Raw genomic sequence first — 226 nt, forward strand, 5'->3', positions numbered from 1 at the left:
GCGTTCCCATACCGAACACGACCGTTAAGCCCTCCAGCGCCGATGGTACTTGGACCGCAGGGTCCTGGGAGAGTAGGACGTCGCCAAGCAGGTGTTTATCACCTATATTTGTTCCTTGAAAACTGGATAGCGAAAGATGAAACATCCTTAAGCAAGAAAAGTTTTTATTAGGTTAAGCTAATAAGAGCGCACGGAGGATGCCTAGGCACTAGGAGCCGAAGAAGGA

At 49.1% G+C, this 226-nt stretch carries 1 rRNA gene; it reads left to right on the forward strand.

The features are described 5' to 3' along the window. A 5S ribosomal RNA gene (gene rrf, locus WFJ73_RS33515) occupies window positions 1–89 on the forward strand; the annotation flags it as partial. Window positions 90–226: the final 137 nt, after the last annotated feature.

It is taken from the genome of Paenibacillus sp. MMO-58, assembly GCF_037146255.1.
Taxonomy (GTDB): Bacteria; Bacillota; Bacilli; order Paenibacillales; family Paenibacillaceae; genus Pristimantibacillus.